Annotated in this window: 26 protein-coding genes; 7 read left to right on the plus strand and 19 right to left on the minus strand. The window is 58.4% G+C overall.

What is annotated here, in order from left to right; translation table 11 throughout:
* Positions 1–19: 19 nt before the first annotated feature.
* Together GA566_RS28985 and GA566_RS28990 are read left to right on the plus strand one after the other, a co-directional pair.
* Positions 20–1,213: an acyl-CoA dehydrogenase family protein gene (locus tag GA566_RS28985; RefSeq protein WP_160475006.1), complete on the plus strand. Its 1,194-nt coding sequence runs from the start codon at positions 20–22 to the stop codon at positions 1,211–1,213.
* A 261-nt stretch (positions 1,214–1,474) separates the two neighbouring features.
* Complete coding sequence (locus tag GA566_RS28990; protein WP_160475007.1) at positions 1,475–1,990, plus strand: hypothetical protein; 516 nt, start codon at positions 1,475–1,477, stop codon at positions 1,988–1,990.
* Positions 1,991–2,201: 211 nt separating this feature from the next.
* Here the strand turns inward: GA566_RS28990 and GA566_RS28995 are convergent, their stop codons facing one another.
* From GA566_RS28995 to GA566_RS29005, 3 genes are all read right to left on the minus strand, one after another.
* A complete protein-coding gene (locus GA566_RS28995; protein WP_160475008.1) occupies positions 2,202–2,585 on the minus strand; it encodes a hypothetical protein in 384 nt (127 codons plus the stop codon).
* Between the two features lie 247 nt (positions 2,586–2,832).
* A complete protein-coding gene (locus tag GA566_RS29000; RefSeq protein ID WP_160475009.1) occupies positions 2,833–3,150 on the minus strand; it encodes an H-NS histone family protein in 318 nt (105 codons plus the stop codon).
* A gap of 78 nt (positions 3,151–3,228) precedes the next feature.
* Positions 3,229–3,573 carry an H-NS family nucleoid-associated regulatory protein gene (locus GA566_RS29005; protein WP_160475010.1) on the minus strand — a complete coding sequence of 115 codons (345 nt, stop codon included), beginning with the start codon at positions 3,571–3,573 and terminating at the stop codon, positions 3,229–3,231.
* Between the two features lie 1,704 nt (positions 3,574–5,277).
* Here GA566_RS29005 and GA566_RS29010 point away from each other — a divergent pair.
* Complete coding sequence (locus GA566_RS29010; protein ID WP_160475011.1) at positions 5,278–6,360, plus strand: PHB depolymerase family esterase; 1,083 nt, start codon at positions 5,278–5,280, stop codon at positions 6,358–6,360.
* Between the two features lie 115 nt (positions 6,361–6,475).
* Here the strand turns inward: GA566_RS29010 and GA566_RS29015 are convergent, their stop codons facing one another.
* The 14 genes from GA566_RS29015 to GA566_RS29080 form a co-directional block, all read right to left on the minus strand.
* Positions 6,476–7,447, minus strand: a complete 972-nt coding sequence (locus GA566_RS29015; RefSeq protein ID WP_160475012.1) for a tripartite tricarboxylate transporter substrate binding protein — start codon at positions 7,445–7,447, stop codon at positions 6,476–6,478.
* Positions 7,448–7,494: 47 nt separating this feature from the next.
* Positions 7,495–7,905, minus strand: coding sequence for a hypothetical protein (locus tag GA566_RS29020; protein WP_160475013.1), 411 nt, complete (start codon positions 7,903–7,905; stop codon positions 7,495–7,497).
* On the minus strand, positions 7,895–9,265 hold the full coding sequence (gene accC / locus GA566_RS29025) for an acetyl-CoA carboxylase biotin carboxylase subunit (protein WP_160475014.1): 1,371 nt from the start codon (positions 9,263–9,265) through the stop codon (positions 7,895–7,897). Before accC ends, GA566_RS29020 begins: the two co-directional genes overlap by 11 nt.
* Positions 9,258–9,740 carry an acetyl-CoA carboxylase biotin carboxyl carrier protein gene (gene accB, locus GA566_RS29030; protein WP_160475015.1) on the minus strand — a complete coding sequence of 161 codons (483 nt, stop codon included), beginning with the start codon at positions 9,738–9,740 and terminating at the stop codon, positions 9,258–9,260. Before accB ends, accC begins: the two co-directional genes overlap by 8 nt.
* A 7-nt stretch (positions 9,741–9,747) precedes the next feature.
* The gene (locus GA566_RS29035) at positions 9,748–10,524 is read right to left on the minus strand and encodes a LamB/YcsF family protein (RefSeq protein ID WP_160475016.1); all 777 of its coding nucleotides are present in this window, start codon (positions 10,522–10,524) and stop codon (positions 9,748–9,750) included.
* A gap of 38 nt (positions 10,525–10,562) precedes the next feature.
* Positions 10,563–11,546 (minus strand): biotin-dependent carboxyltransferase family protein, encoded by a 984-nt coding sequence (locus GA566_RS29040; RefSeq protein WP_160475017.1) that lies wholly within the window; start codon positions 11,544–11,546, stop codon positions 10,563–10,565.
* Positions 11,543–12,244, minus strand: coding sequence for a 5-oxoprolinase subunit PxpB (gene pxpB, locus GA566_RS29045; RefSeq protein ID WP_160475018.1), 702 nt, complete (start codon positions 12,242–12,244; stop codon positions 11,543–11,545). The genes GA566_RS29040 and pxpB overlap by 4 nt, the downstream gene beginning before the upstream one ends.
* A gap of 56 nt (positions 12,245–12,300) precedes the next feature.
* A complete protein-coding gene (locus GA566_RS29050; RefSeq protein ID WP_160475019.1) occupies positions 12,301–13,626 on the minus strand; it encodes an MFS transporter in 1,326 nt (441 codons plus the stop codon).
* The gene (locus GA566_RS29055; RefSeq protein WP_160475020.1) at positions 13,626–14,279 is read right to left on the minus strand and encodes a DUF4286 family protein; all 654 of its coding nucleotides are present in this window, start codon (positions 14,277–14,279) and stop codon (positions 13,626–13,628) included. The genes GA566_RS29050 and GA566_RS29055 overlap by 1 nt, the downstream gene beginning before the upstream one ends.
* A gap of 299 nt (positions 14,280–14,578) precedes the next feature.
* Positions 14,579–15,487 (minus strand): LysR family transcriptional regulator, encoded by a 909-nt coding sequence (locus tag GA566_RS29060; RefSeq protein ID WP_160475021.1) that lies wholly within the window; start codon positions 15,485–15,487, stop codon positions 14,579–14,581.
* Positions 15,488–15,527: 40 nt separating this feature from the next.
* Complete coding sequence (locus tag GA566_RS29065; RefSeq protein WP_160475125.1) at positions 15,528–16,349, minus strand: alpha/beta fold hydrolase; 822 nt, start codon at positions 16,347–16,349, stop codon at positions 15,528–15,530.
* 186 nt (positions 16,350–16,535) lie between these two features.
* A complete protein-coding gene (locus tag GA566_RS29070; RefSeq protein WP_160475022.1) occupies positions 16,536–17,750 on the minus strand; it encodes a pyridoxal phosphate-dependent aminotransferase in 1,215 nt (404 codons plus the stop codon).
* Positions 17,750–18,406 (minus strand): RraA family protein, encoded by a 657-nt coding sequence (locus GA566_RS29075; RefSeq protein WP_160475023.1) that lies wholly within the window; start codon positions 18,404–18,406, stop codon positions 17,750–17,752. Before GA566_RS29075 ends, GA566_RS29070 begins: the two co-directional genes overlap by 1 nt.
* Positions 18,399–19,070: an RraA family protein gene (locus GA566_RS29080; protein WP_160475126.1), complete on the minus strand. Its 672-nt coding sequence runs from the start codon at positions 19,068–19,070 to the stop codon at positions 18,399–18,401. Before GA566_RS29080 ends, GA566_RS29075 begins: the two co-directional genes overlap by 8 nt.
* A gap of 104 nt (positions 19,071–19,174) precedes the next feature.
* On the opposite strand from GA566_RS29080, the gene GA566_RS29085 reads away from it, so the two are divergent.
* Together GA566_RS29085 and GA566_RS29090 are read left to right on the plus strand one after the other, a co-directional pair.
* Positions 19,175–20,119, plus strand: coding sequence for a LysR family transcriptional regulator (locus GA566_RS29085; RefSeq protein ID WP_160475024.1), 945 nt, complete (start codon positions 19,175–19,177; stop codon positions 20,117–20,119).
* A gap of 101 nt (positions 20,120–20,220) precedes the next feature.
* On the plus strand, positions 20,221–20,889 hold the full coding sequence (locus tag GA566_RS29090; protein WP_160475025.1) for an RraA family protein: 669 nt from the start codon (positions 20,221–20,223) through the stop codon (positions 20,887–20,889).
* A 71-nt stretch (positions 20,890–20,960) separates the two neighbouring features.
* Here the strand turns inward: GA566_RS29090 and GA566_RS29095 are convergent, their stop codons facing one another.
* Positions 20,961–21,734 (minus strand): putative hydro-lyase, encoded by a 774-nt coding sequence (locus GA566_RS29095; RefSeq protein WP_160475026.1) that lies wholly within the window; start codon positions 21,732–21,734, stop codon positions 20,961–20,963.
* Positions 21,735–22,001: 267 nt separating this feature from the next.
* On the opposite strand from GA566_RS29095, the gene GA566_RS29100 reads away from it, so the two are divergent.
* Positions 22,002–23,003 carry a tripartite tricarboxylate transporter substrate-binding protein gene (locus GA566_RS29100; protein ID WP_160475027.1) on the plus strand — a complete coding sequence of 334 codons (1,002 nt, stop codon included), beginning with the start codon at positions 22,002–22,004 and terminating at the stop codon, positions 23,001–23,003.
* Between the two features lie 246 nt (positions 23,004–23,249).
* Positions 23,250–24,212, plus strand: a complete 963-nt coding sequence (locus tag GA566_RS29105) for a tripartite tricarboxylate transporter substrate binding protein (protein ID WP_160475028.1) — start codon at positions 23,250–23,252, stop codon at positions 24,210–24,212.
* A 30-nt stretch (positions 24,213–24,242) separates the two neighbouring features.
* On the opposite strand, the gene GA566_RS29110 is transcribed toward GA566_RS29105, so the two are convergent.
* Entirely contained in the window at positions 24,243–25,169 is a 927-nt protein-coding gene (locus GA566_RS29110) for a LysR family transcriptional regulator (RefSeq protein ID WP_160475029.1), read from the minus strand.
* Positions 25,170–25,246: the final 77 nt, after the last annotated feature.

Consider the following 25,246-nt stretch of genomic DNA (forward strand, 5'->3'; position numbering starts at 1 on the left):
GCGTCAAAAGGAGCTCATTATGTTCACTCCACCTCCTACGGAGCGAAGCCGGATTATCGCTGACCGCGTCGAGCGTTTTGTGCGCGATGTAGTCTGCCCCTACGAGAGCGATGCCCGCGTTGGTTCACATGGCCCGGCAGACGACTTGGTCGTCGAACTACGCGCCAAGGCACGCACTGCTGGCCTAATGACGCCGCATATCCTGGCAGATGGTTCCCACTTGAGCCAGCTGGAGACGGCAGCGGTTCTTAAGCGTTCGGGACTTTCGCCACTCGGACCCGTCGCGCTCAATACCATGGCGCCCGACGAAGGCAACATGTTCCTTCTGGCAAAAGTGGCCACGGACCAGCAGAAAGCCCGCTTTCTTGCGCCACTCGTGCGAGGAGACGTTCGATCGGCCTTCTTCATGACGGAGCCCGCCGAAGACGGAGGTGCAGGCTCTGATCCGTCTATGCTGCAGACAAAAGCACAGCGTGATGGACGGGACTGGGTTATTAACGGTCGCAAGAAGTTCATCACTGGGGCAGAGGGTGCCAGCGTGGGGATCTTGATGGCACGAACGGGAGAAGGCGAGCGTGCTCACGCTACGATGTTTCTAGTGGACCTGCCGCATCCGAGCATTCGGACCGAGCGCGTATTGGACACAATGGATAGTTCGATGCCCGGCGGTCATGCGCTCGTACGGATCGAGAACCTTAGGGTTCCGCCCGAACAGGTGCTGGGCGAGGTTGACGAAGGGTTTCGCTACGCTCAAGTTCGGCTGTCGCCCGCGCGCTTGTCCCACTGCATGCGTTGGTTTGGCACGGTCGCTCGCGCCGATGAAATTGCGCGCGCATATGCCACCACGCGCAGCGCATTCGGTAAGTTATTGGTCGACCATGAGGGCGTGGGTTTTATGCTTGCAGATAACCTCATCGATCTCCAACAGGCGGCGCTGATGATCGACTGGTGCGCGAGTGTGCTGGACGCCGGATCTGCCGCAACGACTGAGAGCTCCATGGCAAAGGTAGCGGTGTCAGAGGCCTTGTTTCGGGTAGCCGATCGGTGCGTCCAGATTCTGGGCGGCGATGGTGTGTCCCGGGACACCATTGTCGAACAGGCGTTTCGCGAGTTGCGCGCGTTTCGCATCTATGACGGACCGACGGAGGTGCATAAGTGGTCCCTGGCGAAGAAGATCAAGCGTGACGCGCTGCACGTCAATCGGGCTGGCTGAAAAAAGGGCATGCGCTGCGCGGTCTGACGTCCGCCGCTAGATGTGGAGAAAGCTCTGGTACGGTGGATAAAAAAATGAAGAACTTATTGGACTACGGAAGCGGGGCCGCTTTCCGTTCGTTCGTCCACCGATGCGCCATTTATCGACATGATAATAGACGACTCTGCACGAATTTCCCGTTCCAGGAACGTTGCCGCTACGCACTACGAGCAGCCACACCGGTTTTACCACAACTGGGCCCATATAGAGGAGATGTTGGCCATGGCTGTGGAACTACAAGTTACGCTAACCGTGCCGCAAGCGATGGCCGTTCTCTGGCATGACGCGGTCTACGTACCGGGGCTGGACAAAGGCGTGAACGACAAGGCCTCGGCATTACTCATGCGAGATCAGATGCTTCGTGACGGTTGGCTAGATTTTGAGGCCGGATGTCAGATCGCAGACTCTGCGGCCTCGATCATTCTCGATACCGTCGAACATGTGCCTAGTACTGAAGTGGCGAAGATAGTACTTGACCTCGACTTGCATCGCCTTGCCGTAGAAGCCTCGATTTTCGAGAAACACGCGACGGAGATCTACACTGAATACGCAACGTTGCTGATGAGGACGCCAGATCCGGCGCTGGCGTGGCGCAGCGGTCGCGCGGCGGTGTACGAGAGCTTTCTCGCCCGCGATCGCATTTACCATTCTGACTCCTGTGCGATATGGGAGGGACCTGCCCGAAGGAACTTGGAATGCGGTTTGCGAACGCTACGTGACGGCGGCGCTGACGTCTAAAGGGTCCCGAGCACAGCCAATTGCCGCATTTTAGGTTGGTACAATTACTGGCTGGGAAAAGAGGCGCCGAAAGCCCGAAAGCCCGAAAGCCCGAAAGCCCGAAAGACGTGGACTAGACCCCAAAGTCCGAAAGACGGCCGAACCTTGCCCGAACAGCGAGGCCAAAGCCTGGAACGCAATGCGGCCCAGGCTTTCTCTCAACGCTTTTACGTTATGTGGTTGCGATTTCCGAGACGACGCGAGCTGACGTTCCGCTGACCTTCTTCTGCCGTGTTGTAGCGGAAGGTTTCTTGGCGGTCTTGGTCTCCTGCGGCACCGTGGGCTTCACGGCGGTTGCAGCGCGCACAGCCTTCTTCGGCACAACGCTGACTGCATCGACTGGCTTTGCGGTTTTGACGATTGCCGCTTTCTTCGCCGCGGGTTTCTTCGCAGTCTTGGCTTTGACTGGTGTTTTGGCCTTCGTTGCTGCCTTTTCGGCCGACAGTGCAGCGCGTGCGGCTTGCTTCAATTTCTTAAGTTCAGCACGAGCCTTGAGGACGGCTTTCTTGCCCGCTGCGACCTCCTTAGCCAACTCGGCACGCAGTTTTAACCTCATGAACCAGCACACTTGCTTTCTTTACGGGCACCGCAACTTCTTGGGTGCGTGCTTTTTAGGCGTTGCTGCGGTCTTTCCTACGGGCATGAATTCTTCCTCCGTTGAGGTACCTTGCGGCGGAGGCGGAGCGTAGCAGCGAACGACTATAGAAATCATTACGGCGCGCAATCTTTTTATTACGAAAACGTTCCGTAAGGCCTTTTTTCTCAAGCGTTGGTCGCGAGGCGATCAACGCCTCATTGGTATGTTACGCAGCGTCTTCCGCGATCAGGAAGCGCTTCGGATTTCTCCCCAGCCACGCAGGAGCACGGCCACGGCCCGACCAGGTCTTGCCTGTCTTGGGATCCATATACTTGGGTGGCAGAGGACTCTTCGAGGCGCCGTTCGAGGGCTGTGCAGGACGACCGCGACCTCGTTTTTTGGCAATATCATCGATCGTCAATCCATAGTCCGTCATGAGCTCCTGAATTTTTGCGATCACACCAGCAACTTCTTTTGCACGAACCTCGTGCAGCTTTGCTTCCAAAGCCGCCTTCTCCGCCATCAATTGTTTATAGGTTGTCATTTGGATGCACTCGGTGATGGATGAATGCTTCCATGCTATATCAAAATACGACGTCAGGCGAGTTTGGATTTTCAGAGCTCATCCGGAATGGACGACCGTGCCGTCAACCTTGAAATGGTCAACAGATTGGCCGGCATGCGTTGCACGCTGCAGCCATTCAGGCATATCTCCGGTCCCGTCCCAAGTATGCCCCAGTGCGTCCTTGTATTTTACGGTTAAGTCGATATGCCGTGCGACTTGAGGAGACGTCTCAAAACACCCAGCCGTTTGAAGTTGGGTGAACGTTATGCCGTTGCGTGCCATGGTTGTCCTGATCCACAGGACCGCGTCATTCTTGGCACGCTGCAGTAACAGTTCTTGGGAGGCAATGAACAAATGATTGTTGGGCGCTTGCGGCGCACCGTTTGATTTTGCAGAAGGCATACGTAGTTCAACTGAAGATAACGTGAGCCCAGGCAGAGGAATAGCACTATGCAAGCCTAACGTTTCGGCGAAGGGAAAGGAGAAGGTGCGATTTCCTCAAAGTCAAAGTGTGCTGAGGCATAAGTCGCGTTGCAAGCCCATACCTCTTCGCCATTGCGTACGAAGCTCACCCAATGCCCGTCACTGACGCATTCCGCGCCCGGAAAGACTTCATCGTGCCCGTTTGGACCGTCCAAAGGAAAGGGCGCATGGGGGATGGCCCAATATCGACCCGGAAGAAGAGCCGCAACCTGTTTCCTGCTCATACGCCTCTATTTCGCTTGTCGCAAGCTTTGAGTCTTCTTGAGTCTGGATCCTCTGTCAATACCGCAATGGCATGACTGCCACAGGATAGCGGGTCATGTAGGCTTCCGCACGTTGGGGTTTGAGGCCGAGCGATCGGCGGTTCCTATTGTGCACCTTTTTCTTCCAATTGTTCGGGTGTTGACCATCGGTACCCTCGTGCTGCTAGCAGCGCTAGCATCTCGGTGGGTATATGTTCAACTGCAGACAAATGACACAGGCAATAGACGGATGGAGATGGACAGCGGTCCAGCTATCCTGCTGAAGGAATGTGAAGATATGCAAGCCAAATTCAGGACCGCGGAAACCAAGAACGCAGAAGTGCGACTGGCCGGTTGCCTCGATTCTTAGTCTTGCGGTCGGCTTGATGCTCGTGAGCAGGGCGGTCGTTAGCATAACGGCAAATGAGACGTTTTTCTGCCTCAGTCCCGAGCCGCGGATTCTTCACCGCACAGGAAGATAGGGCATCCCCGCAGGTTACAGGGTCAACTCCAGCAGGTACTTTTTTGCCACGCCGCGAGCCCGGTTTGCGACGACTCTCCTTAACTGGATATGCCGGTGCGTGTGCAGCGCTTTTCCTTGGGTCGCCACATAGGGAGTAGCCCCGCTGCATGGCAATAATCTGATCGAACGATCTATTGGAGCGGGAGGCGCCTAACTTCTCGAGAAATATTCGTTTATGCGCGCCAAAATGCAGAGCGACCTCCGCCTGGTCCGCTACCGTAACTTCGATATCAATCCGGTCCTGCGGTAGGCCGAACAGAATGGATAGTGCCGGCCCAAGATAGTGGGCCGTTCCCCTGTCTCTGGGGGAAGTCGTTCCGTTTCCAATCAGATAACGCTCCTCCCGCTGCGCGGCCGGGCGTAGGCGCTGTGATTGCATTCGATTGCAATCTTGACCGATTCAGCTAGTTGCTCTGAACCGGGTCGAACATCGCGACGGCCACGATCTGCGCAAACGGGCCGTCGACGCTGCGGACCTTCGTCAAGCCACTTGCTCTACTACCCAAAATTTCCTAGCACCATCCATGTGGATGGTGCTAGGATGGTTTCAGTGCGGCTGCTTAAAAGGGGTATATGGGAAGGAGTGGTTTAAGCAGCATATTTTGGTGGTGTATCTGGGACGGTGGAAAAAGGGTTTCTAGTCGCGCACCCGAACCGCAATCCACTGTCCACTCATGTGCTTGGTCTGGCAAACGTTGCTGCCGATGTGAGTCTCGCGCTAGCAGCGGCGACATCGAATCTGTGGTTGACTTCGGTGCTTTTCCGCACCGCCCACGGTGAAGGTCGCTGGCAGGACGAGTACCGTAGTTTGCGGCAATATCGCCGCCCCCGGTTCGCCGGGGAATACCGGGAATTAACGTGAAAATGAACGACGCGTTTCTTGCTTCGATGCATGAGGCCATGGAGTTGCTTCACACGGCAGGACCCCTTCAGGCGACCGCCGTCATCCAGCGTGCCCTCAATCAGTCGGATCCGGCACCGGCGTCAAAGTCAGCGCCGATGCCGGCCCAGGTTGTCCAGCACCTGCTAGAGCATCATTTCGTGGCTCCCGACACAACTTCAGAACAACGCTACAAAACGACAACAACGGTGGGCGATTTCAGCGTTGGACAGTTCAGCAATCAAGCCGGCAAACGTGCCTACAAGCTTTATAAGCCGAGGAGCGAGATGCACGCTCGGATGCCGCTCGTCGTCATGCTGCACGGCTGCACGCAGGACGCTGACGATTTTGCTGCGGGTACCCGCATGAATGCGCTCGCGGATAAGTTCGGGTTCATGGTCATGTACCCAATCCAGCCGCCCACCGCCAATCCCTCCAAATGCTGGAATTGGTTCCGCCGAGGGGACCAACAGGCGGGGAGCGGCGAACCATCGATTCTTGCCGGCATGACGCAGGAGGTAATAGCGAATCACCACATTGATCCTGATCGAGTGTATATCGCGGGTCTCTCCGCTGGCGGCGCGATGGCTGCCGTGATGATCCAGAGCTATCCCGAACTGTTTGCAGCTGCCGGCGTCCATTCGGGCCTGCCGGCGGGCAGCGCGCACGATTTGCCATCGGCCTTGGCGGCGATGAAAGGCGGGAAAGTTCTCAGTGCCGCCAAACGAAACGCGGCGACCCCTCGGCGCCCGCTGATCATCTTCCACGGCGATGCAGATTGCACCGTGCACCGTTCCAACGGCGACCGCTTGATCGAGCCGTACGAGCGGGGGGGCGCGCAAAAGCGCGTCGAATATGGTTCAAGCGGCGCGGGTCGCCACTACACGCGTGGCCTGGTCAAGACTCCGGGAGGCATTGATGCGGAATTCTGGCTCTTACATGACACTGGCCATGCATGGTCGGGCGGCGGGGGCGGCACGTACACCGATCCCAAGGGGCCCGATGCAAGTGCAGAGATGGTGCGCTTCTTTCTCTCCCACCCACAAAGTTCGCTGCTTTAGGCGGACGCGCGGCAGTACATCCGATTCACGTATCACATGAATGCGCTCGCCGGATTCTCTTGTACCGGCCGACTATGACAAAGCTCGTGCGATTAGTCGGACGGTCGGACTGCGGTCAGTCCAGCTTGATGCCGGCGTCCAGTACGACCTTCTTCCACTTTCCCGCCTGAGTGCGCATCAGCGCCTCCAACGCTTCCGGTGTGCCGCCAGCGGATTCCAGGTCCATCTCCAAGAGGCGTCGCTTGATTTCAGGTTCGGCCAGAATCTCGCTTACCGCCTTGTTCAGCTTGGCAGTGATGTCCTTCGGGGTGCCGGCAGGAGCCACTAGTGCTTGCCAGAAAATCATCTCGAAACCTGGTAGGCCGTTTTCGGCGACAGTCGGCAGGTCTGGATACGCAGTGGCGCGCTTCGACGTCGTGATGGCCAGTGCCTTGAGCTTGCCGCCCTTCACCAACGGCATTGCTTCCGGAGCAAGCGCCATCATGATTTGCACTTGTCCTGCCATAAGGTCTTGCAGGGCGGGCGCACCGCCTTTGTAGGGTACGTGGACGACGTTGGTGTTAGTCGCCCGCTTGTACAGTTCCATCCCCAGATGGCTCGGGGTGCCATTGCCCGCCGATGCGTAGCCTTCAGACGACGGACGGCTCTTCAGGAAGGCCACCAGGTCAGACATCTTGTTGACCGGAACATTGGGGTTCACCACCACCACGCTCGGGATAGACGTCACCTGGATGATGGGAGCAAAGTCTTTCGCGGGGTCGTAGCTGAGCTTGGCGTATAGGCTCGGATTCACCGACAGGCCCGTCATTGTCGCGAAGAGCAACGTATATCCGTCGGGCGGCGACTTTGCCACGGCGCCGGCAGCAATTGCTTCACTAGCCCCTGGGCGATTGTCGACAACCACTGGTTGTCCGAGCTTGGCGGATAGCCTTTGGCCGACCAAACGCGCGACGCCGTCAGTCGAGCCACCGGGCGGGTAGGGTACAAGCACCCGAATCGGCTTGTTTGGATAGTCTGCGGCACTGGCAAAGACCGGTGCGCTGAGCAGGGACAATGCGGCAACGATGGCAGTCGTGATGTGCTTCATGGTGTCCGTCCTTTCTATGCATGTAACGGGACAAGTAGTTTTGGCCGCTAAGCGGGGTGAAACTCAACGACGGGGTCGCCGTATCCAACCGTCCTGCCATCCTCTGCAAGCTGACGACCCGTACGACCGTCAGTTGGGGCAGGCACTGCGCTCAATACGGATTCAATGGCGAGATAGCCAACCGGGTCGCCTTCCTGCACTTCGGTAGGCGCAGGCTCAGCCGCCATGGGGTGGTGGCGGCTGAAAGTCCCGGTGGCGGTCGCACCAATCTCTTGGGAATTGGAGGTCGGAGCGAAGGACATGGATGCCGCAGAATTCTCACTGCCACATGTCAGGGACTCATGAGGCGTTGAGAAGAGCCGTAGCGTCAATGTCTCGGCACCCTCTCGATAAATCAACTCGGAGATTCCGGCGCGCTCTACCTTGTCGACCAAGGCGCAGATGTCTTCAGTTTTCATTGCCGACGTCCTTGGATGCCCAGTGCGACATCAGTCGCTCCAAATAGTGGATGTCTGCTCCGCCATCGGCAAACGCCGGTTCATCCATCAACTTGCGATGGAGCGGGACAGTCGTTTGGATTCCATCAATCCGGAATTCATCCAGAGCTGCTTTCATACGCGACACCGCCTCCTCGCGCGTGGAACCTAGGACCAGCAGTTTGGCGATGAGCGAGTCGTAGTGGGGCGGTACCACGTAACCAGGATAGACATGGGATTCCACCCGTACGCCTGGTCCACCGGGAACCACCCAGTCGACTATCTTTCCGGGACAGGGGGTGAACTTCCAAGGATGCTCCGCATTGATGCGACATTCGATAGCATGGCCGTTGAACGACACGTCTCGCTGTCGAACACTCAGCTTTTCACCCATGGCGATGCGCAATTGTTCCGCCACGATATCGATGCCGGTGACCAGTTCGGTTACAGGGTGCTCGACCTGCACGCGTGTGTTCATCTCAATGAAGAAGAACTCGCCATCCTCGTAAAGGAACTCAAAGGTTCCAGCTCCGCGGTACCCGATGCGGATGCAGGCTTGGGCGCAAAGCTCGCCAATCCGGCCAATCTCGTCCCGGGGAACACCTGGCGCAGGAGACTCTTCGATGAGCTTCTGGTCGCGTCGCTGCGTGGAGCAATCCCGCTCGCCGAGCCACACAGCGTTACCGTGCGTATCGGCGAGGACCTGAATTTCAACGTGACGGGGTGTTTTGAGATAGCGCTCGAGATAGACAGTGGGATTGCCGAAGGCTCGACCAGCTTCTTCTTGGGTCATCGCTACGGAGCTGACCAAGGACTCAGCCTCCTCAACGACTCGCATGCCGCGCCCGCCGCCGCCACCGGCCGCTTTCACGATGAGCGGGAAACCCACGCGTGATGCGATATCGGCCAGCTCGGCCGCATCCTCCGGAACGGGGCCATCTGAACCGGGCACGCACGGGACCCCAGCCTCAGCCATTGCGTGTTTGGCAGTCACCTTGTCGCCCATCAAGCGGATGGATTGCGAAGACGGGCCGATGAAGGTCAGACCGGCATTCTCGACAGCCGCCGCAAAATTTGCGTTCTCCGAGAGAAAGCCGTAGCCAGGATGAATGGCACCTGCTCCCGTCGTTCTCGCGGCCAGCAGAATCTCCTGCTGATTGAGGTAGCTTTTTGAGGAGGGGGCAGGACCGATGCAGATGGCCCGGTCTGCCAAGCCCACATGGCGTAGTGTGGCGTCAGCGTCCGAATGGATGGCAACAGTCTTGAGACCCAGCTTGCGACAAGCCCGGTGGATTCTCAATGCAATCTCGCCACGGTTTGCGATGAGGACCGTATCAAACATCAAGGCCCTCCAGTTCCTCCAGAACAAACAGAGGAGTCTCAGTCGAGACCGAATCACCATCTGCGACAAGAATCTCCGCGACGCGCCCTGATCGGTCAGCGTCGACCGGGTTGAGCAGCTTCATCGCCTCGACGATTGCCAATGTCTGGCCTTCGGCTACGGTATCCCCGACGGCCACAAATGCGGGGTGGTCGGGCGCAGGGGAACGATAGAAGGTGCCAATCATGCCCGCAGCTATCGTATGCTTCCTCGCAGCAGGCGCTGCAGCGGTTGGGGCCGAGGGTATGGAGGGCGCTACGGGGGCGCCGGACTGGCGGACGGCGGTGGCTCCGGCAGCTGTTTCCCGCTGGATGCCCGGGCGTGCCCATGCTCGCTGGAGCCTCAGATGTCGCTCCCCATCGCTATACTCGATTTCGCTGAGCGCGCTGGAGCGTTCGAGGACGCCGACCAGTGTTTCGACGAACTTCAGGTCCATGCGGTCCTCAGCTGAAAGACTTAACGACAATGCCGGCGCCTTCCAGCGTGCTGCGTACCTTGGCTGCCATCTGGATTGCACCCGGCGTATCGCTATGGACGCAGATGGTGTCAATCTGTACAGGGAGCAGCTTCCCAGTCACCGTTTCGATGGCACCGGCCTGGACCATACGCAGCATCCGGGCAGCCGCTTCGTCGCCATCGTGGAGGACAGCGCCAGGAACGGAACGATGAACCAGGGTTCCTTCTTCCGTGTAGGCCCGGTCGGCAAATACCTCCCGACGGACGGCCAGACCCATCTCCGAGGCCACGCGCTCCATCACGGCACCCGCGAACGTCATGCAAATGAGGTTCGGGTCCACCGCTTGAATTGCCCGTACAATCGCCTTGGCCACCGCCTCATCCGTTTGGGTAAGATTGCCCAGCGCGCCGTGTGCCTTCACGTATGTAATCGGATGTCCGCTGTAGCGAGAGAGTGCCTGAGCCGCGCCAATCTGGTACGCCACGATGCGTTCAATCTCACCGTGAGTGAAAGGAATCACACGGCGGCCGAAACCCCACAAGTCCGGGAATCCGGGGTGGGCGCCGACGGCCACGCCGCGCGCTTTTGCCAAGGCGAAGGTCTTCGCCATGATTTCCGGGTCGCCCGCGTGCATCCCGCATGCCACGTTGGCCGAGGTCACAATCTCCAGGATGGCGGCATCGTCGCCCATGCGATAGGCGCCGAACCCTTCGCCCATGTCGGAGTTGAGGTCAACTTCAATCGGCTTCGTTTGTGTGTTCATGATTTTGTTTTCCTGTTTCGGTATGTTCGTAGGAGCTTTCAGGCGCGGCCGGACATCATTGCGAGCGTGTCGCGGATGCGTAGCTCTTCATCGCGTCGGGTTCGCAGCGCGGTGACGGCGGTGTCGATGTCGGTAAGTTCGAAACGGACATTGCAACCGATAGGTGCTTGCGAGAGCTTCCACAAATCGGCTTCAATCACCGTGGCAATCTTGGGATAGCCCCCGCACGTGTTGGCTTCTGCAAGCTGCACGATGGCTTGGCCAGATGGGGGAACTTGAATAGTGCCCGCCACAATTCCGTGAGAGAGAAGTTCCACAGGTGCTTGCTGGCTGAGTGCTGGACCGATAAGTCTGTATCCGACCCTATTGGCGTCCGGTGACACCTTGAACTCTTCCTGGAGGAAGGCGGCTTGGGATTGCGAGGTAAAGCGGTCGAACTCAGCCGCGGGCAGCACTCGGACGGTGACGCAGTTGCTGCTCAGTTCGTTCCAGTAGTCCAGAAGACCTGGTGGAACGACGCCTAGTCCGACTTTCCACGGGCGAGCGGAACGGGACTGGTCGCTGCCGACATCGAGACGGTCTCCACGCATCAACCCGCGACCGGAGGCGCCGCCGAATGCTCCCTTCAGGTCGGTCGACTTCGAGCCCATCACTGTCTGTACGTTGATGCCCCCGCCGAAGGTGAGATATGCACGGGCACCGCGCCGGGGACGCTCGATGACAAGGGTCTGGCCTGCTACCGCGCTGCGGCCCCACCATGGCGCAAGCCATTGGTCATCGAGCGTCGTTCTTGCATCGGCGCCGGTCACGGCGAAGCGAACGCCTTCGTGGAACTTGACACGAAAGGGGAAGAGGTTGATTTCGATGCCCGCCTCTCCGCGTTCGTTGCCAACGAGAGCGTTACCGATAGAGAGAGCGAAGGGGTCCATCGCGCCACTACGGCTCAGGCCGTAGCTCAGGCATCCATAGCGGCCCAAATCCTGGACGACGTTCGGCGCGCCATTTGAGAGAATTTCAATCACAGCAGCACCTCTTTCACGCTGAACCTCACGGAGTCTCCTGGCGCTAACAGGCAAGGACGCTTGCTAGTGGGGTCGAACATTTCGCGGTCAGTGACGCCGACGATATGCCATCCGGAGGGCGCTGTGCAGGGCATCACGCCCGCCTGGCTACCTCCAACAATGACCGAACCCTTAGAGACTTTCATCCGGGGCGTACTGCGACGGGGGACCGCCAACTCATCAGGAAGGCCGGTCATGTATGCAAAGCCCGGCATAGAGCCGACACATGCGACCGTGTAGACGGCAGAGCTATGGCGTTGGATGTAGCCTTCAACAGTTAGCGATGCACGCTCAGCCAAATCGTGGAGGTCTTCTCCGTGCTCTCCGCCATAAGTCACTGGGATATCAAAGTGCTTGCCAGTGGTGCGCGATGGCGTAGCCGACTCCCAGAGCGTTCGAATCAACTTTTCGGCTTCACGTGGATGAAGTTCCAGTGGGTCAAAAGTCAGGAGCAGGTTGTTGACGCCTAGGACTATTTCCAGCGACGCGACCTTGCCGAGGTGCTGCCGCAGCTTGTCGGCAAGCGAGAGAAGCAACGATTGGATGTCGTTGTCAAAAGCGCCCGTGGATGCGTCGAGCAGAAGTGCGCCGGAGCCAGCAGCATGAATTCGTGCGGCGACACAATTGTCCGGCTCGGCCAGTTCCAATGTGAGGGTCATACTTCAGATACCGATTCGGTTCGAGGTCCGACCGCATGGTGCGCGGCCGGGACGGTTCAATGTTCCAGGGGCTTGTGAGCTGTTTCCTTGGCGGCGAGAAGGCTCACCAAGGTAATCAACAGGCCGGCACCGATGTAGAGCGAGAGCGTGGTGGACGATTGGTAGGCCTTGTACAAGCTGGCGAAGACCAGAGGTGCGAATCCTCCGCCAACGATGCCGCCCAGCGTTGCCGCCAACGACGCACCGGCATAGCGGACACGAGTGGGGAACTGCTCGGTGACGAAGGCTGCTTGAGGGCCGTACATCATGGCCTGGAACAACATGCCTACGACGACGGCGATGCAGATGTTCACAGGGTTGAGGGTATTCATCAGCGCGAAGTATGCGAAGGCCCACGCAATTGAGAACACTGCGCCGGCTCCGTAGACCAACTTCCGGCCGAGCTTGTCGCTCAATGCACCGAACACCGGCACGGTTACTGCATGAAGTGCGGCACCTAACATCGTCGCGGTCAACGCTACGGAGCGCGGAAGATGAAGCACCGTGGTGACGTACGTGAGGGTGAACACCACGAGCAGGCCGTACACAATGTCCGAACCGATTCGTACTCCGCCGGCAATGAGGAGACGGCGCCAGTGATTCGTTACGACTTCCTTCAGGGGCGCCTCTGCTTTGCTATGGCCTTGCTCAAGGCTTTCGAACATCGGCGTTTCATCAACGCCACGACGCAACCACAGTCCGAACGCCACCAGCACCACGCTCGACAGGAATGGAATGCGCCATCCCCAATCGTGGAAGGCTTCGGTCGGCAGGAAGAACGTGAAGAAAGTGATGAAGCCGGCCCCCAGAAGCGTGCCGCAAGCAGGTCCAACCTGAGCGAAAGACGCGTTGCGTCCACGTTGGTGCTGACTGCCGTGCTCCATCGAAAGCAGAACCGCGCCAGCCCACTCTCCGCCAATTGAAACGCCTTGGAGGAAACGCAGGGCGACGAGCAAGATAGGGCTCCAGATGCCCCACGCTTCATAGGTAGGAAGCATCCCCATAAGTCCCGTGGACGCGCCCATGAGTACCAGTGTGGCCACCAGCACGAATCGTCGCCCGAGCTTGTCACCGAGGTGTCCATACACGATGCCGCCAAACGGCCGCGACAAGTAACCTACGGCGTAAGTCGAGAAAGCGAGGATGGTGCCCGACAGCGGGTCGACCGAAGGGAAGAACACGCTGTTGAAGACCAGCGCTGCCATGAGGTTGTAGACCGTAAAGTCGTACCACTCCAGCGTGGTCCCAATAGAGCTTGCGGCGGCCAGGCGCCGCATCTTGTTGCGCGGTGCAGGCGCACGGGCGGTGTCGGCAGCGGGGTTGAGTGTGGTGGCGTTGTCCATTACTTCAGCTCCTCGCGCGACAGCTTCCAGGTCAACTGATAACGGGCTGCATCGGTCGGTACGCAGGGGAGGGCTTCCATGGCATGGCGCAGTGCCGCCTCGTTGGACGCGGAGCTACTGGATTCGATGATGTACAGCGGGCGCATCTCCCGGGTCGACAGGTCCTCGAGCGGCAAGGGACGGCTGAGCTCATCGTTCGGTGTGATGACATAGGAGCGTACGAACGCGATGTCTTCAGACAGCAGCGCACCGACGTTCCGGCACTTCGCATACAGCTCTTCAACCGCGGAGTCCAACGGCAGAACTGCTACCCATCCGCCGCTGCCTTGGCCAACATCTCCCGAGACTTCGCCGATGCGACGGGTGGGAGCAAGCATCTTCGGCAACACCTTCACCGACCAGGGTGTTTGATTCTTGAAGGCGTGAGAGTATGCAGGGGAAGCAAAAGTGGCGATGGATTCCGCCCAATACAGGCCCAGGTATTTCGGACGACCATTCACCGCAATATACCGAGCAGCGGAGATAACACCTTCCATTCGAACGCGCTCTTCAATATGTTCACGGTCATACCAGGCATTAAAATCGTTCTCGTCCTCGCTGCTAATATCCGATGCGACGAAAAGCATACCGAATTTATTCTGCGTCATTTCCACACCCTCGCTCGTTTTGGTTATATGAATCGTACGTAGGAGAGCTGCCTGTCGACAAACGGGAATTTTTTCAATGGGCTAATAGACTTTCTTTCGACCCTTAAGGGTTCATGCACCGCGATGGGCTATCGCGAGGCACTTCTCTGGTGCTGGTGCCGAGAAAATGCGGACGTTTAGGGGTATTCCCTATTGGCCGGCGCAGGGGAGGCATTTGTTCGGAGGCCAAGAAAGTGATAATGCTGGGGAAAATCCCTAGGTGGGTGCGAGGAGGTTTGCCGTGCTCTCGCTCGCACCAAACACGGTTATTGCGGCGAAAAAGGCGCTGGCATTGACCTCATGAATCTATCCGCTTCCTGGCAAGCCAATTCGGCGACTAACCTAATCGCGTCGGATTCCCGGCTTTCCAAATAGCTGACGATAAGTCCTTGAGGTGGGAGTGCCATATCGGTTTCGATAATCCTAAGGTCGCCGCGCACAATCTCTTCACGTACTGGGGGTAAAGGGATAAGTGCATTGCCCAAACCACTACGGACCAGACGTGCCAGTGCCGCGATTGAATTGACGCAGTGCACTTTCCCCATGGGCACGCCGGCACGCCGGTAGACGTCCTTCAGCACCAGGTAGGGCTGAGACCCTCTACTCATGGTGACGACTGGTTGTGCGAGTAGCTCCCGAACGTCCAGCTTGGGGTGGCCCTTGCCCCCCGGCCCTACCCATCCGACGCCCATCGGCAAGCACGTGGTACTAATGACTCCGTCGCCTGCCAACTGGTCAGTTTGGAGGGCGATGTCAACGTCGCCGTCACGAAGGCTCTTGTTTAGTCGGTCTGTGGACTCGGAACTCAGTTGGACTTCGATTCCTGGGTAGGAGGACTGCAGGTGTTCGATGAAGCCCACCAACCATGTGTGGACAACGGTGTCGATGGCTCCGATTCGCACGCTTCCCAGTACATTCTGGTCTGACTGGCCGAGCTGCATGATGTACTTCTGCATCTCGAGCACTCGTTCTCCGAGCGGGATGAGCTTCATGCCAACGGGCGTAAGACGCAGGTCACCCGCATCACGAGAGAAGACTCGGGCGCCAATCTCTTCCTCAAGCGAAGCAATGCGATTGGAAATCGTAGCCTGAGTGATGTGCAACTTCTCCGCAGCGGCACGAAAGCTGCCCAACTGTACGACCAGAATGAAGCTTTCGAGGAAGCGAGTATTCATGATGGCGAAGCGTGTTCCGTGTCGCTGCTGCAGCCAACCATTACTGAGTCGTCTCGGCGCCGATGAGGAAGCGCTCTATGCGCTGCCACATTTCGACGGGATTAGAGTACATCGGGAAATGGGCGCAATGGCTAATCTCGGCAAGCTCCACGCCAGATTCTTCCAACTGCGGGAGGTAGCTCAGGTGGTTGTTCTGCTCGCCATACATGAACATCCTGGGGCACCGGAGAGCAAGGAACTTGTCCATCAACGCTCCATAGCCCGAGAGGTGCACCATTGATGTGAAGATGCCGGAAACCGCCTCGGCCCGCACTTTGTGTCGGAGGCTCGCGGCGTACAACGGAGAGGAATACTGGGGCGAATGCCAGTTTCGCTCGATGAATTCGTTGAAGAACGCTTGGGGTTCGGCAGCGGGGAAGTCGGCAATCTGTCGGCTTAGAAAGCAATCCTCTGGCGCAATGTTGCCCTCGATGTCGGTGAAGCTCAGCACGCGGTCGCCCAACTCGTTTGCGAGCAATAGCGCGGTCAGGCCACCCATCGAGTGGCCAACTAAGTGGAAGCGGTCTATGGCCGCATGCGCAAGCATTGCCTTCGCCGTCTCGACGAGGAAGGGGATGCTTATCTTGGAGAGGTCACTACATTCGGTTTCGCCACAGCCGGGCGCGTCATAGGCGAGGAATGGTCTGCTAGCGAACGCCTTGATAAGGGCAATGTCCGCGTAGTCCTCTTTCGTAGAACCAAAGCCGTGCAGGAAGACGATGGGTGCCACGGCTCCTTGTCGATGGATGGCAGCCACCTTGACCGCTACGCCTTCCACGTCCAGCGCGACCGATTCTTTTGCAGTGTTCCGGGAGAGCGTCATTTTGTGATGGGAATTTGTTGTTTCAATCGGCTGGACACTGACGGCGGACAATGCGGAAATGGCTGCCAAGGGCAACCCTGGAACTCTTCCACTGCAGTCTCCTAGGGTAGCGGTGCCTGTCACGCCTGCTCCCCGATATTGCATTATTGATGGAGGAGGGCTGCATACGGCCGACCCTTCCTCATTTCATTGCAGCGACGAACAGAACTCGCGGATGGCCTCACAGGCCTTGCGCAGCGATTCGTTGTCGAGCGCGTAGGCAATGCGGATGTAGGGGCCCAATCCGAACGCCGAGCCATGCACTACTGCTACGTTAACCTCATCAAGGAGCGCCAGCGCGACGTCCTCGTCAGTGCGTAGGAGTGTCCCAGCAGGAGTCGTCTTGCCAAGAAGGCCCTTGCATGATGCAAACGCGTAGAACGCGCCACCGGGCATCGCGCAACTCAGTCCAGGCGTGCTATTCAATAGCTCCACCATCATGTTTCGCCGAGCTTGGAAGACTTCCTTGGACTCTCGAATGAAGTCCTGCGGTCCCTGAAGGGCAGCCAGTGCCGCGTGTTGCGAGATGGAGGAGGCTCCCGACGTCTGCTGACCCTGAAGCTTCTCCATCGCTTCGAGCAGCCAGGTCGGGCCGGTGCCGAAGCCGATGCGCCATCCGGTCATGGCATACGCCTTTGACACACCGTTCATCGTCAGCGTGCGGTCCTTCAGACGCGGCTCGACCTGCGCGAGGGTGAAGAAGCGAGCATCGTCGAAGGTCAGGTGTTCGTAGATGTCATCCGACAGAATCAAGACGTTCGGGTGTGCCAGCAAAACTTCCGCAAGTGCTACCAGATCCTGTTTCAGGTACACCGCTCCCGTGGGGTTCGAGGGCGAATTGAGAATCAGCCATCTTGTACGGGGCGAAATCGCCTTGCTCAGTGCATCGGGCGTCAGCTTGAAACCTACCTCAGCACCGCAAGGTACGACAACGGGACTAGCACCGCAGAGCTGGGCCATCTCGGGGTAGCTCACCCAGTAGGGCGCCGGCACGATGACTTCGTCGCCAGCGTTGAGCGTAGCAGCCAGGGCGTTATAGATGACCTGCTTGCCGCCTGAGCAGATGATGGTGTCCTGCCAGCGGACATCCAACCCATTCTCGCGACGGAACTTCTCGGCAACGGCCTCGCGCAGGGCTCTGAGTCCGGCTACTTGGGTGTAGCGGGTGTGGCCGGCGCGGATGGCGTCGATGGCAGCATCACAGACATGAGCAGGGGTGTCGAAGTCGGGCTCCCCTGCGCTGAGGGAGATGACCGTCGTGCCGGCTGCGCGCTTCGCTGCGACGCGGTCCATCATGCGATATGTCGCGGACGGCTGAGCGCTCGCAAGGTTGATGTTGAGACGTTGGAGCTCGGACGTCATCACGCCTTCCTTTGCAAGGTGTGGTAGCCCAGTGCTTCGCGGGCTTCGCCTAAGGTCTTTCCACTCGCGATGTAGTCCCGAATCTTCGATTCGACCTCTTCAATCTTCCGCGCGAGCTCCGCAACTTCCTGAGCCCTCGCGCGCGGGATGACTACTACTCCGTTGGCATCTGCCACGACGATGTCTCTCGCGCAGGCACGTGCTGTGCCGACCGAGACGGGAGTGTTGACCGACTCGACTTGGACGCGGTCTTTACCTGTGCGCATGAAGCGTCCGCGGGTGAATAGCGGATAACCGTCGCCGAGCGCTTTCATGACATCGCGGCACACACCATCAATCACGGTGGCGGCGATACCGCGCGCGCCAGCGTACTGAGTCATGATGTCACCCCACACGGTGCAGTCGGTGCGGCCATCGTTGTCGATAACGACAACGTCGCCTGGTTGCACATCATCGATGAAATCACCGACGGTTCCCGGAGGCGTGCTGGCGGAGACGTACTTGACAGTGAAGGCGGGCCCAACGACAGCCTTGCGGTAATCGTCGAGCGGCGCGATGTCCAGGCATTGACCTGGCAGGCCGAGACGGTCCATGGCATCAGATACGCCGGGCGTGTCGAGACCCTCGAAAAGGGCGATGAGTTCCTTGTCAGTCATTTTGCCTCCGCGTTTTAATGGCTTCGAATTCCTTGTCATGCATGACCTCCTCGACGGAGCGGCCGGAGCGAACTGCCTTCACCATGCCGTCCTGGCGGCGAGCGATGCGCTCGCCAAGGTCCAACACTTCATCAATACGGTCCGCGCCGACGAACACCGTGCCACAGCGGTCGGCAATGACATAGTCGTCTTCCTGAACAACCACCCCAGCAAAGGTGACCGGCTTGCCAGAGTCGACCTGCACCACGCGGTTGCGGGCGCTAATCATGGTGACGCCTCGCCCGAACACGGGGTAGGCAATCGACTCGCTTCCCTCAATGTCCCGGCTCACGCCGTCGATGACGGAGCCACGCACTTGTTTGGCGACGGACGCGTTTGCCAGGATGTCGCCCCAGCATGAGATGCCTTCCAGCCCGCCAGCAATAACCAGGACGCGGTCATCGGTCTTTACCTGCGCAATGACTGGCGAAATCAGGTGCACTGTGGGCTTGGCGTCAGTCTTTGGGCCGAGCTGGATGGTGCTCGCCCGGCCAACGATTTTCGGGCAGTCCCAGAGAGGCCGAATGCCAAAGGTTGCGCCGGGAAGGTTCAGGAAATCGAGCGCGTCGGATACCGTGTTGGTATCGAGCGCTGCGAGACGGTCTAGCGTAGACGGTGTGCTCATGTCGGGAGTCTGTTGGGTTGCCACGGTCATACTGTCGGCGCTAGAGTTACCGAAGTAAATTCCGAATCTAGTAACCTTTCGATACGCTAAACCTATCAATCGACATGATTAACTTCCGGCTTGTTAGACACCTCTACCTCTTCCTGGCCGTTGCAGAAGAAGGGAATTTTGGGCGTGCGGCAAAGAGGCTGGGAATGTCACAGCCTCCGCTGACAGAGCAAATTCAGGTGCTGGAGCAGGCTCTAAAGGTGAAGCTCTTCGAACGAGGAAGGAAGGGAGCGACACTAACCCCCGTCGGGGCAGCCATCGTTCCAGCCGTTCGGAAGTTTGTCGAACAATTGAACCGCTTGGAGCTGGCGGTCCAAGAGGCCATTACTGGCAGCACGGGTGTGCTAACTGTGGGCGCCATTTCCTCCGCCCTTGTGGAAACGCTGCCAGGTCTCATCGATGAACTTGGGCGGAGGTTCCCTCAACTGACCGTGTCGGTAACGGAGATTGATAGCGTCGACGCTGTGCCAGCGCTGGAGAGGGGAGACATTGACCTAGCCTTTGCGCGACTTGAAGGTGAGTTGGGGACGACCATCGGTGCGATTCCTCTCAAGCAGGACCGACTCTCTGTAGCGCTACCAAAGACTCACAGGTTTGCGGACATGCCAAGGGTTCGACTTGCAAGCCTGGCGGAAGAACCGTTTGTGATTTTTTCCCGCGCAGTCAGCCCGACTTACTTCGACAGTCTCATCGCCACATGCCGGGCGGCAGGCTTTTCTCCTCGGATACTCCATGAGGTGAGAACGGTTGCTACGCAAGTGGCCTTTGTGGGCTGCGGGCAGGGCATCGCACTGGTGCCATCGTCGATGAAGAAGGCGGCGCCGGAGAGCGTTGTCGTTCGCCCGTTGAAGGAGGCAGTGAGCGTCGTTACCACTGCAATGGCTTGGTCAAAGAACCGCCAAAGTCCGGCTGTCGAGGCAGCCATTGAAATTCTGGCGAGTGGAAAGGTCGTTGCGCCGCGCCAGCGAACCGAGCGCCAGAAAAGCAAATCGGCACCCTAACCATAGGTTTGCCGTATGGAAATCATCCGGTATTGAGAATTTACAGCTGCACGGGGTTGGTCGAGAGTCTCCGAATCACGCAATTTTCCAAGAGACTCTCTGTGACTGCATCCAATTTCACCGTTAATCCAGTTCCTTCACTCGCCCCCAGCGAACTCGTTGAAGCATTCCAGCATGTTGTGACGCCTCACATCAGTGACAACCTGCAGCGACTATCGGGTGTAACCGGGCTCAAGCGCTTCCACCGCAACCGGAAGCTGGTCGGCACTGCGCTCACCGTGAAGGCGAGACCGGGCGACAACCTACTGATTTACAAGGCGTTGATGGAGCTCCATCCGGGCCACGTACTCGTTGTAGACGGCGGTGGCGACTGCACGAATGCACTGGTCGGCGAACTCATCAGGCAATACGCGGCGGCGAGAGGGTGTGCCGGCTTCGTTCTGGACGGTGCTATTTGTGACACCGCTGCATTTTACGAGGCGGACTTTCCTTGCTATGCGCGAGACGTCAGCCATCGCGGTCCATACAAGATGGGACCAGGGGCGCTGAATGTACCGGTGTCTATCGGCGGTCAGCTCATTTCGCCTGGAGACATTGTTGTGGGGGATGAGGACGGTGTGGTTGCGTTTCCAGTCTCCCAAGCTGCCGCGCTGTTGGAAGCCGTTTCTGTCACGGCACGAAACGAGCAGAAAATCATGACTGAGATTGCGACTGGCGTCCGCGAACAGGAATGGCTTCGCAAAGTGCTCGAGCCTCACGGCTTGTACTAATGCTGGCGCTGGGAAGCGCAGCGCCTTCCCAGCGATGACATCGGCTTTGTACAGGTAACGCCAAGTAGACCTCAGACCAGAGATTGGTCCTCAATGAGCAGGTCCGTCACGAGCATATGGCCTGGCTTATGAGCGAATGCGAGTGGCAGTTGAGCACTCAGGATTGCGCGCTGGGGCGTTACGCCACATGCCCAAAAGACAGGGATTTCTTGCTCCCGGATGAAAACAGGCTCGCCGAAATCTGGCCGGCCGATATCGTTGATGCCGATGGCGCCCGCATCGCCGAAGTGCACCGGTGCGCCGTGTACGCGCGGATGGCGGCTTGTTACCTCGATAGCCTGGATGGTTTGCGATACTGACATCGGGCGCATGGAGACTACCAGCTCTCCACCGAACGGTCCGACGGATTCGTTGGCGACATCCGTTACATACACCGGAGAGACGACATTCATCTCGAGATGGCGGACGGGAAGGCCGGCTGAAGCCAGTAGGTGGTCAAACGAGAATGAGCACCCGATTGCGAAGGTCACCAAGTCATCCTGCCAGACGTCGGATAGGTTCTGAAGTTCTTCGTGATGCTTTCCGCCTAAGAAACTAACGTAGCCAGAAATGTCAGTTCTGATGTCGATGTCCTCACCTAGCTCCGGCAACTCGAAGCTACCAGGCTCGCTCACGGCGAGCACTGGGCAAGCCTTCGGGTTCCTGCGGCAGAACTCTGCGAAGTCGGCGGCGTATTGCGCCGGGAGAATCGCGATATTCGCCTGAACGTATCCTGGGCACTGTCCGCTGGTCGGGCTGCGAAAGATGCCTCTGCGAATCTGGGAACGTAGCTCCTTCGGTGTCATGGCCTGACCTCACTGGATGAAAGTTTGTCGCAAGTGCGCGACTCGACTATCCAGTACCAGGCACAGGTCTGTAAATTCTGATGGACCTAACGCTTCCATACGCTCCAGCTATGAAAAATCCGCACTTCCCAATGCGTTCGGATTTGCCGTAAGCCCCTTTCAGCTTTCCCTGATTGCCACGGCTGGCACTTCTCCCGCAACCTTCCATCCGAAAGTAGAACAGGTTCGGCGGCGCCAAGTGCGCCACGGCATTAACGGAGACAGAAGATGGTTCGGAAGCATGTGGTTCTTGTTGGTTCTTGCATTCGCTTGGCGGTCGGTGCGCTCGGCATTGCATTGGTTTCCTCTGTGGCGGCGGCAGACGCGTTCCCGTCCAAGCCCATCACGCTGGTTGTTCCATTTTCGGCCGGCGGACCGACAGACGTCGTGTCTCGTGCGCTTGGACAAGCGATGTCGAAGGACCTTGGACAGAGCGTGGTGGTGGAAAACCGCCTTGGGGCGGGCGGCACCGTGGCAGCGGCGTTCGTCGCCCGCGCGCAGCCGGACGGCTATACCATCCTCATTCATCACAATGGGATGGCGACGGCTCCGGCCCTCTACAAAAAGCTGTCCTACGACCCCCTTAAGGATTTCGAGTACATCGGGCAGGTTGCCGATGTTCCGATGACTCTGCTCGGTCGGAAGGACTTGCCTCCAGCCACAGCCGCTGACCTCGTCAAGTACGTCAAGGAGAACAAAGACAAGGTCACCCTGGCGAATGCGGGGCTGGGCGCGGTCTCACAACTGTGTGGCTTGCTGTTTGAAGAGGCGGTAGGCGTCAAGATGACGTCAATTCCTTACCAGGGGACGGGTCCGGCGATGACTGCTCTGCTGGGCGGTCAGGTCGATTTGCTCTGCGACCAGACCACTTCCACGCTGCCGCAAATCTCGGCAAACCGCGTCAAGCTGTATGGCGTGACCACGCCAGCCAGAATCAAGGCTCTGCCGAACACGCCGACGTTGGATGAGGGAGGCGTTAAAGGGTTTTCCATGAAGGTTTGGCACGGTGTCTACGCACCGAAGGGCACCCCTCCGGCCGTGACGGCACGGCTGACAAAGGCGCTCCAGCAGGCGCTGAAGGACCCAGTGGTCGCCAAGCGGCTGGATGAACTCGGCGCGGAAGTCGTTCCCGTCGACAAGCAAACGCCCGCCGGCCTCCAAACCTGGCTGAAGTCCGAGAGCGGGAAATGGCAGCCGCTCCTGAAAACGATGAAGGTCGAAGCACCCTAAAGTCACGCTTCGATTGCTCAGTCCAAAGCGGGGTCCGTTCTCGGACCCTTTTCGGCCCGCCAAGCGCGGGCCATTTTTGTTGCTGTGCCCAAAGTTTGGTGCGCGACAGTCTGGTCAGCGAGGTATGCAATTCGGTGATGGCAGGCTATGAATATTCTATTTCTCTATTGCCGGCGTCCGTGGATAACATGAGTTCACAGGGGTGTAGCAGGCGCTAACCCACAAAAGAAACTACACGGAAGAGACATGAAACACTTCATCATCAAAGTGGGGGTTGGCGCCCTCATCTCCTGCAGCGCTTACGCACAGCAAAACTATCCTGACCACCCCGTACGTCTTATTGTTGGCTTCGCCGCAGGGGGAAGTACCGACCTGGTGGCTCGTATTGTCGCCAACAAGATGAGTGCGCTTCTCGGCCAGTCGGTAGTTGTAGAAAACCGGGCTGGGGCGGGCGGCAGTATTGCCACTGACGCGGTAGCCAAGTCGAAGGCGGATGGCTATACGCTTCTTTTCGGCACCAGCTCACACGCTATCAATGCGTCGCTGTACAAGCGTCTGCCGTACGATTCCAACGATGTCGTACCAGTGTCGGTCGTGGCCTCGGTTCCCATGGTGCTCGCAGTGAACCCCTCCGTGAAGGCAAATACGGCCAAGGAATTCATCGACGACATCAAGAAGAATCCGGGGAAGTACAGCTACGGCTCTGCGGGCAAGGGGAGTGCATTGCATATGGCCGTCGAACTTCTGGCATACCAGGAGAAGCTGCAGGTCACCCATGTTCCGTTCCGCGGTGCCAGCCAGGCGATTCAATCGGTGATTTCTGGGGATATTCCGTTCATCACCGACGCAGTGTCGACGGCTGCCCCAATGGTGCAGTCGGGCAAACTGAAAGCACTCGCCGTGACCACGGCCACGCGCTCATCGGTGCTTCCCAACGTGCCGACGATGAAGGAAGCAGGTTTTCCTTCCTATGAAACCTCAATCTGGAACATGGTGATGGTTCCCAAGGGAACTCCCGCCGCTGTGGTGGAGAAGCTGAGCGCTACTCTGCTGGCCACAGTAAAAGACCCTGATGTCCAGCAGCGCATGCAAAAAATTGGTGTAGAACCCGTTCTGGACTCCACGCCTGAAAAAGCAGCGGCTTTCGTGAAAGCGGAAACGCGTCGTTGGGCAGAGGTTATCAAGGCGGGCGGCATCGAGCAGGAATGACACCTGCCAGCGCATCGCAGGCGTTACGCCTCATGCGCCAATCCAGGTTGCTCCGGGCCAAGCTCCGCCAAGAACAAGGCGCCGCATCAGTGCAACCAGCTCCCCGGCGACGAAGCTGCTCGCTGGGGAGGGGCGGCGACTGCTCGCCTGGGCGATGACGATGCGTCGAGAGAGATTCGGGGAGACGATGGGTGCCCCAGCGAGCGTGCCCGCTTCCAGTTCCCCGGATATGGCGGAACTGGGCAACACGGAGTAACCGAAACCTTGTGCAACGAGGGCCTTCTGTACGCTAAGCGCATTCGTTTCCATGGCCACCGTTGGCGTGATGCCTGCCACTGCGCATGCGTGCTCGACCACGCCTCGCAATCCGTGATGAGCGTTGGGTAAGACGAGGGGGATGTCCTTCAGGCCTTCGATCGTCTGCTCGCTACCACTCAGCGTTCCCGGTGCGCCGATGAGATACAGCTGCTCATCGAGCAGCGGTTCGACGGCAAGGTTCGAAGACACTATGGTGTCGTAGAGCAACGCGACTTCGACGTCGCCAGCCTCCAGCCACTCCAGTACGTTGCCTGCATACCCGGCGTTGATTCGGACGACCAATTGTGGGTGTTTGGCTTTCACCGCAGAGACGAGTTCCGTCGCGAGGAGCTCGCAGGTGCTGGGAAGCAGACCAATAGCCGCAGTGCCCGATAATTCGCGGCTTGCGGGCTTGATTTGCGCCTTCGCGCGGTCGAGTTCCTGGATGGCGCGACGACCGTACTCCGCCATCGTTCGACCGGCCTCGGTGAGCACCATGCCATGCCGCTCACGTTCAAACAGCTCCACGCCCAGCTCTTCTTCCAGGAGGCGCACATGCCTCGACACTGCGGGCTGAACGATGCGCAAGAGGTCTGCTGCCTTGGTGGCGCTACCCGTCTCGGCAATCGCAAGGAGGGCGCGCAGTTGCTTGATATCCATGGGGTCCCGTCCTATTCAGAATCGTGATGCTGGCATCAAATAATTGTATTTCATAGTCATCCACCAACAAAACTATG

Source organism: Cupriavidus sp. SW-Y-13, assembly GCF_009793345.1.
GTDB lineage: Bacteria > Pseudomonadota > Gammaproteobacteria > Burkholderiales > Burkholderiaceae > Cupriavidus.

Coding starts and splice junctions, on each gene's coding strand:
- GA566_RS28985 (WP_160475006.1), top strand. CDS start 20: ATGTTCACTCCACCTCCTACGGAGCGAAGCCGGATTATCGCTGACCGC.
- GA566_RS28990 (WP_160475007.1), top strand. CDS start 1,475: ATGGCTGTGGAACTACAAGTTACGCTAACCGTGCCGCAAGCGATGGCC.
- GA566_RS28995 (WP_160475008.1), bottom strand. CDS start 2,585: ATGAGGTTAAAACTGCGTGCCGAGTTGGCTAAGGAGGTCGCAGCGGGC.
- GA566_RS29000 (WP_160475009.1), bottom strand. CDS start 3,150: ATGACAACCTATAAACAATTGATGGCGGAGAAGGCGGCTTTGGAAGCA.
- GA566_RS29005 (WP_160475010.1), bottom strand. CDS start 3,573: ATGCCTTCTGCAAAATCAAACGGTGCGCCGCAAGCGCCCAACAATCAT.
- GA566_RS29015 (WP_160475012.1), bottom strand. CDS start 7,447: ATGAAGCACATCACGACTGCCATCGTTGCCGCATTGTCCCTGCTCAGC.
- GA566_RS29020 (WP_160475013.1), bottom strand. CDS start 7,905: ATGAAAACTGAAGACATCTGCGCCTTGGTCGACAAGGTAGAGCGCGCC.
- accC (WP_160475014.1), bottom strand. CDS start 9,265: ATGTTTGATACGGTCCTCATCGCAAACCGTGGCGAGATTGCATTGAGA.
- accB (WP_160475015.1), bottom strand. CDS start 9,740: ATGGACCTGAAGTTCGTCGAAACACTGGTCGGCGTCCTCGAACGCTCC.
- GA566_RS29035 (WP_160475016.1), bottom strand. CDS start 10,524: ATGAACACACAAACGAAGCCGATTGAAGTTGACCTCAACTCCGACATG.
- pxpB (WP_160475018.1), bottom strand. CDS start 12,244: ATGACCCTCACATTGGAACTGGCCGAGCCGGACAATTGTGTCGCCGCA.
- GA566_RS29050 (WP_160475019.1), bottom strand. CDS start 13,626: ATGGACAACGCCACCACACTCAACCCCGCTGCCGACACCGCCCGTGCG.
- GA566_RS29060 (WP_160475021.1), bottom strand. CDS start 15,487: ATGAATACTCGCTTCCTCGAAAGCTTCATTCTGGTCGTACAGTTGGGC.
- GA566_RS29065 (WP_160475125.1), bottom strand. CDS start 16,349: ATGACGCTCTCCCGGAACACTGCAAAAGAATCGGTCGCGCTGGACGTG.
- GA566_RS29070 (WP_160475022.1), bottom strand. CDS start 17,750: ATGACGTCCGAGCTCCAACGTCTCAACATCAACCTTGCGAGCGCTCAG.
- GA566_RS29075 (WP_160475023.1), bottom strand. CDS start 18,406: ATGACTGACAAGGAACTCATCGCCCTTTTCGAGGGTCTCGACACGCCC.
- GA566_RS29080 (WP_160475126.1), bottom strand. CDS start 19,070: ATGAGCACACCGTCTACGCTAGACCGTCTCGCAGCGCTCGATACCAAC.
- GA566_RS29085 (WP_160475024.1), top strand. CDS start 19,175: ATGATTAACTTCCGGCTTGTTAGACACCTCTACCTCTTCCTGGCCGTT.
- GA566_RS29095 (WP_160475026.1), bottom strand. CDS start 21,734: ATGACACCGAAGGAGCTACGTTCCCAGATTCGCAGAGGCATCTTTCGC.
- GA566_RS29100 (WP_160475027.1), top strand. CDS start 22,002: ATGGTTCGGAAGCATGTGGTTCTTGTTGGTTCTTGCATTCGCTTGGCG.
- GA566_RS29105 (WP_160475028.1), top strand. CDS start 23,250: ATGAAACACTTCATCATCAAAGTGGGGGTTGGCGCCCTCATCTCCTGC.
- GA566_RS29110 (WP_160475029.1), bottom strand. CDS start 25,169: ATGGATATCAAGCAACTGCGCGCCCTCCTTGCGATTGCCGAGACGGGT.